The organism is Streptomyces sp. NPDC049577 (genome assembly GCF_040675635.1).
In the GTDB taxonomy this organism is placed as follows: domain Bacteria; phylum Actinomycetota; class Actinomycetes; order Streptomycetales; family Streptomycetaceae; genus Streptomyces.
The window spans coordinates 1-3,661 of the sequence record NZ_JBFAPH010000474.1 but is presented as its reverse complement, the minus strand read 5'-3'; the positions used below and the strand labels follow the sequence as shown (position 1 = coordinate 3,661).

General features: G+C 73.7%; 6 protein-coding genes and 1 pseudogene. 2 read left to right on the top strand and 5 right to left on the bottom strand.

Annotation, left to right across the window (positions count from 1 at the left end; genetic code table 11):
* On the top strand, positions 1-323 hold a 323-nt coding region (locus AB0K09_RS31225), incomplete at its 5' end, for a dihydrodipicolinate synthase family protein (RefSeq protein ID WP_366068764.1).
* Here the strand turns inward: AB0K09_RS31225 and AB0K09_RS31220 are convergent.
* From AB0K09_RS31220 to dapD, 3 genes are all read right to left on the bottom strand, one after another.
* Positions 275-949 (bottom strand): hypothetical protein, encoded by a 675-nt coding sequence (locus AB0K09_RS31220; protein ID WP_366068763.1) that lies wholly within the window; start codon positions 947-949, stop codon positions 275-277. The genes AB0K09_RS31225 and AB0K09_RS31220 overlap by 49 nt on opposite strands.
* Positions 946-1,092, bottom strand: coding sequence for a hypothetical protein (locus AB0K09_RS31215; protein WP_366068762.1), 147 nt, complete (start codon positions 1,090-1,092; stop codon positions 946-948). The genes AB0K09_RS31220 and AB0K09_RS31215 overlap by 4 nt, the downstream gene beginning before the upstream one ends.
* Positions 1,093-1,236: 144 nt before the next feature.
* Entirely contained in the window at positions 1,237-2,226 is a 990-nt protein-coding gene (gene dapD / locus AB0K09_RS31210; protein ID WP_366068761.1) for a 2,3,4,5-tetrahydropyridine-2,6-dicarboxylate N-succinyltransferase, read from the bottom strand.
* Between the two features lie 151 nt (positions 2,227-2,377).
* Here dapD and AB0K09_RS31205 point away from each other — a divergent pair, with 151 nt between their 5' ends.
* A complete protein-coding gene (locus AB0K09_RS31205) occupies positions 2,378-3,058 on the top strand; it encodes a DUF6445 family protein (RefSeq protein WP_366068760.1) in 681 nt (226 codons plus the stop codon).
* A gap of 15 nt (positions 3,059-3,073) precedes the next feature.
* On the opposite strand, the gene AB0K09_RS31200 is transcribed toward AB0K09_RS31205, so the two are convergent.
* Positions 3,074-3,439 carry a VOC family protein gene (locus AB0K09_RS31200; protein ID WP_366068759.1) on the bottom strand — a complete coding sequence of 122 codons (366 nt, stop codon included), beginning with the start codon at positions 3,437-3,439 and terminating at the stop codon, positions 3,074-3,076.
* A 91-nt stretch (positions 3,440-3,530) separates the two neighbouring features.
* Positions 3,531-3,661 (bottom strand): annotated as a pseudogene (locus AB0K09_RS31195) (metal-sulfur cluster biosynthetic enzyme); the annotation flags it as partial.

Here is a 3,661-nt window from a genome sequence, read left to right as displayed (position 1 = left end):
GGTCGATCGGCGCGGCCGGCTACGTCAGTACGGTCGCCAACGTCGCGGGCCCCCTGATGGCCGCGGCCCTGGACGCCTACGACCGGGGGGACACCGCCGCGGCCACGGCCGCGCACCAGCGCTCCCTGCCGCTGACCGAGGCGATGATGGCCGCCGGCCTGCCGGGCACGGTGACGGCCAAGGCGCTGCTCGGCGCGCTGGGCCTGCCGGCCGGTCCGGTCCGGGCGCCGCTGCTGGCGGCGGACAACGCGCGCACCGAGGCGCTGGTCGCGGCCTACGAGGCGGCCGTGGGGCCGCTGTCGCCGGTCAGCCTGGCGAGCTGACCCTGGAACCAGTCGAGCCGGGCCTGGAGCAGGGCGGCCTCCGCCATGAGGTCGCCGATCCCGCCGGGCGCCCCCGGGCGGTTCTCCCCCGGCTCGGTGACGATCGTCAGCGGCTCGCCGGCCAGCCGGCCGAAGTCCGCGAACGTCACGCTCGTCCGCCCCGGCGCGCACCCGCCGCAGTCGGCCGCCAGCGCCCACCATCCGGGCCGCCCCCACCCCGCGTCGGCGAGGCGCGTAGCCGGCCGCCCGCAGGCGGCGCACGGGCCGACGCGGACGGTGCGCACGCGCTGGCGGGCGTAGCGCATCCCGCGCTCGTAGCGGATGTACGCCCCCAGCACGCTCACCTCCAGGACCACGGCGCGCCGGTGGGCACCGACGCAGATGAGGCCGCGCGCCTCGGAGAGCGTGTGCAGGCAGTGGAACCCGCAGTCGCAGCGGCGGGCCGGGCAGGCGTGCCGGCGCCCGTAGACGCAGCGCGCGTCGTCCAGCACGCCGTACGGTGAGCCGCCGCCGAGGGAGACACCGGTGAAACCGGCCCGGGTGCCGTCCCGGTCCAGCACCGGATACGCGATCTTGTAGCCGGCCGGTGGCCGCGCCGGGCGTTCCTGGGGCAGCCGCAGCCTCATCGCCCGGCCGGCACGGCTTCCGCCGGAAGGGCGTCCTCCGCCCGGGCGGCCGGCTCCCGCTCGGGCGCCTCGCCGGTGTGCGCGTCCCGCTCCCCGGCCGTCTCCTCCGCGAACCCGACGGCGAGTGGTTTACCGAGCCTCATGACGCCCTCCCGTGATGCTGCTCGCTTCCGGTGGATGCCGAACGGCTTCTCATGGTGGCCCAGCCGCCCCCGGATACGCCAGAGCGGCCGTACGGGCGAGGTTGACGCACCGTACGACCGCTCGGGCGCGGTGGGGCCGGGGGCTCAGTCGTTGCTGTGCAGCGCCGCGTTCAGACCGCCCCAGGAGCCGGAGCGGGGCAGGGCCTCGACGCGGCCGGTGGTGGAGTTGCGGCGGAAGAGCAGGTTGGAGGCGCCGGAGAGTTCGACGGCCTTGACGATCTCGCCGTCCGGCAGCGTGACGCGGGTGCCCGCGGTCACGTACAGGCCGGCCTCGACGATGCAGTCGTCGCCCAGCGCGATGCCGATGCCGGCCTGCGCGCCGAGCAGGCAGCGCTCGCCGATGGAGACAATCTGCTTGCCGCCGCCGGACAGGGTGCCCATGATCGACGCGCCGCCGCCGATGTCGGAGCCGTCGCCGACGACCACGCCGGCGCTGATGCGGCCCTCGACCATGGAGGTGCCGAGCGTGCCGGCGTTGAAGTTGACGAAGCCCTCGTGCATGACGGTCGTGCCGGACGCGAGGTGCGCGCCGAGGCGGACGCGGTCGGCGTCGCCGATGCGGACGCCGGACGGGGCGACGTAGTCGGTCATGCGCGGGAACTTGTCGATGCTGGTCACCTGGAGGTGCAGGCCCTCGGCGCGGGCGCGCAGACGCACGGCCTCGACCCGGTCGACCGCGACGGGACCGAGCGAGGTCCAGGCCACGTTCGCCAGCAGGCCGAAGACGCCGTCCAGGTTCTGGCCGTGGGGCCGGACCAGGCGGTGGGAGAGCAGGTGCAGGCGCAGGTACACGTCGTGGGTGTCGAGCGGCTTGTCGTCGAGCGAGGCGATGACCGTGCGGACGGCGACGACCTCGACGCCGCGGCGCGGGTCCGGGCCGACGGCCTTGAGGACGTCCTCGCCCAGCAGCTCGGCGGCGCGCTCGGCGTCCAGCCGCTCGGTGCCGGCCGGGCCGGGGGCCTCGACCAGCTCGGGGGCCGGGAACCAGGTGTCGAGAACGGTCCCGTCCTCGGTGATCGTGGCGAGGCCGGCGCCGACGGCGCCGGTGGTGCGGGGAGCAACAGCGTCGGTCATGTCGGAAAACCTAACCGGAGGGGCCTGGTCTAGGCGAACCGGAGCGCCCGCACCGCAATTCCGACGACATTTCCATGAACATGCCATCTTGACGCGACGTTGACCAAACGGCGGGCGAGCCCTGGAAGTTGCCGCGGCTACCCTCCGTCGTATGTCCCCCGGATCCGCCGGAAACCCGGCCCTCCCCGTCCTGCCCTACCGCAAGCCCACGCGCGGCCGGGACTACTGGGTGCTGGACGACGTCCTGCCCGACGCGGACGCCGTGCGGGAGCGCTGCCTGGCGAAGGACGACTGGATCGAGGGATACCCCCACAAGCCGGAGAGCTGGCCGGGGCTGCGGGCGATGCCGGGCCTGGAGCCCGGGGAGCTGGCCCGGGTCGAGCGGCTGGTGCGCAAGGCCACCGGGGCCGCCAGGCTCTGGGTGCAGTCGGCGCCCGGCGGCGGCACGCTCAACCACAACTGCGTGCAGGTCGTCGGCGAGGGCGAGTGCGAGCCCCGGCCGCACACCGACTCCCGGGCGCTGTGCCGGTACGCGGCGGTGCTCTACCTCAATCCGCGCGTCCCCAAGGACTGCGGCACCAGCTTCTACCGGCAGAACCTGCCCGGCGGCAGGCTCGGCGGGAACATGGTGACGGCGCCGCACAACAACCTGGTGGACGCCCTGGGCACGCGGTTCGTCCCGCCGGACTCCTTCACCGAGGACGTGCGCGTGCCGCACCGCCACAACCGGCTGCTCCTCTACACCGCCAACATGATGCACAGCGCGACCGGTTACTGGGGGCGGACGCTGGAGGAGAAGCGGATGACCGCGGTCTTCTTCTGGATGGCGTGAGGCGGGGGCCGGAGCTCAGCCCGTCAGCGAGCGCTTCGGGCTGAGGACACAGAACTCGTTGCCCTCGGGGTCCTCCAGGACCACCCACGTCACGTCCGGGCCCTGGCCCACGTCGGCCCGCCGGGCGCCCAGCGCGATCAGGCGTTCGACCTCGGCGGCCTGGTCGTCCGGGTTGAGATCGATGTGCAGCCGGTTCTTGACCGCCTTGCCCTCCTGCACCGGCACGAAGCAGAACCCCGGCTCGGCGGCGGCGTTCTTGCCGATGACCACCTCGTCGTCGGCCTCGAAGACGATCCGCCAGTCGAGCACCTCGCACCAGAAGCGGGCCTGGGCGCGCAGATCGCGGGCGTCGATCACCACGGTGTAGAACGAAAGACTCATGTGATCATGATGCCCCGGGCCGTGATACGGCGACAGCCCGTCTCCCGGCCAGGGGGCCGGGAGACGGGCTGTCCCGTGGATACGACGGTGCTCAGACGTTGAAGCCGAGCGCGCGGAGCTGCTCGCGGCCGTCGTCGGTGATCTTGTCGGGGCCCCACGGCGGCATCCACACCCAGTTGATGCGGAGCTCGTTGACGATGCCCTCGGTGGCCGACTTCGCCT

Coding starts and splice junctions, on each gene's coding strand:
- AB0K09_RS31200 (WP_366068759.1), bottom strand. CDS start 3,439: ATGAGTCTTTCGTTCTACACCGTGGTGATCGACGCCCGCGATCTGCGC.
- AB0K09_RS31220 (WP_366068763.1), bottom strand. CDS start 949: ATGAGGCTGCGGCTGCCCCAGGAACGCCCGGCGCGGCCACCGGCCGGC.
- AB0K09_RS31205 (WP_366068760.1), top strand. CDS start 2,378: ATGTCCCCCGGATCCGCCGGAAACCCGGCCCTCCCCGTCCTGCCCTAC.
- AB0K09_RS31215 (WP_366068762.1), bottom strand. CDS start 1,092: ATGAGGCTCGGTAAACCACTCGCCGTCGGGTTCGCGGAGGAGACGGCC.
- dapD (WP_366068761.1), bottom strand. CDS start 2,226: ATGACCGACGCTGTTGCTCCCCGCACCACCGGCGCCGTCGGCGCCGGC.